Here is a 1129-nt window from a genome sequence, read left to right as displayed (position 1 = left end):
GGTATGGCTATGGCTGCAAGTATGGCTATGATGGCGACCACTACAAGGAGCTCAATTAGGGTGAAACCCTTGTTGGTCCTCATGGACCTTGCGGTTGCTTCGTAGAGTGCTCTCATGTCTACCCTCCTTTAGAGTATTTCCTCCCTTGCCCGGGCTCGAGAGGATGGTAATATTCTATCTCTTTTCGCTGGGAGATGTCAATATATTTCACGAAAATTTCACGAAAGGGTGGGTTTGTGTATCTTCTTCTTTGTTAAGCATTTCAAGGACCTGCCAGTAGGTAAATAAGCCTTTCATCCATCTTTTAAGCTCAGAGCTAAGAAAAACAAATATAGCCATATGGCAGTTAACCAATCCTTATGCTTGTGTAGGCTTAGACAAGCACCACAGGTATAAAAAGAGTTATAATTTTTCTGTATAGCCGGAGTGGCGGAACTGGCAGACGCAGGGGATTCAAAATCCCCCGCCCGCAAGGGCGTGCGGGTTCGAATCCCGCCTCCGGCACCAAAGCCATGAAAAGGGTTATTGTTTTATTCTCCGGTGGAATGGATAGCACCACCCTCTTGTGGCTCTGTAAGAGAGAATTTCAAGAGGTCTACGCTCTATCCTTTGACTACGGGCAAAGGCACAAGGTAGAGCTAAAGTATGCAAAGGAGTTGGCTCAAATAGCGGGTGTAAAGGAGCATATATTGGTGGAAGTGCCTCACTACAGGCTCATTAAAGGTTCAGCCTTATTGGAAGGTGGTCCAGAAGTGCCAAAGGGAGAATACACCCAAGAAGTGCCACCTACCAATGTGCCAATGAGAAACCTTGTCTTTCTTGCCATTGCCAGCTCCTTTGCAGACAACCTTGGAGTGGAATACATAGCCATAGGCGTTCACGCCCTTGATACTCCCTACCCCGACTGCAGGACAGAGTTTATAACTGCAATGGAATCCGCCATAAACGCTGGCTCTGCCTACGTGGCAAAAACAAAAAGAAGAGTGCACGTATACGCTCCCTTTCTTGGTATGAGTAAGGTAGATATAGCAAAACTTGGAAAGGAGCTTGGCGTCCCCTTTGAAAAGACCTATTCCTGCTATATGGGAACTGAGCCCCCTTGTGGCATGTGTGCTACCTGTATCCAAAG

General features: G+C 46.9%; 2 protein-coding genes and 1 tRNA gene. 2 read left to right on the top strand and 1 reads right to left on the bottom strand.

The genetic code is table 11. The features are described from left to right. Window positions 1–83 (bottom strand): prepilin-type N-terminal cleavage/methylation domain-containing protein (locus tag WKI49_04210; protein ID MEJ7621703.1); only part of this gene is annotated, 83 nt, incomplete at its 3' end. A gap of 337 nt (window positions 84–420) precedes the next feature. On the opposite strand from WKI49_04210, the gene WKI49_04205 reads away from it, so the two are divergent. Both WKI49_04205 and queC read left to right on the top strand, forming a co-directional pair. Beyond that, window positions 421–507, top strand: a tRNA-Leu gene (locus WKI49_04205). A 5-nt stretch (window positions 508–512) separates the two neighbouring features. Continuing rightward, on the top strand, window positions 513–1129 hold a 617-nt coding region (gene queC, locus WKI49_04200), incomplete at its 3' end, for a 7-cyano-7-deazaguanine synthase QueC (GenBank protein MEJ7621702.1).

Source organism: Aquificaceae bacterium (assembly GCA_037722135.1).
Lineage (GTDB): Bacteria > Aquificota > Aquificia > Aquificales > Aquificaceae > Pampinifervens > Pampinifervens sericum.
The sequence above is the reverse complement of the archived record's forward strand: the minus strand, read 5'-3'. Positions and strand labels throughout refer to the sequence as shown.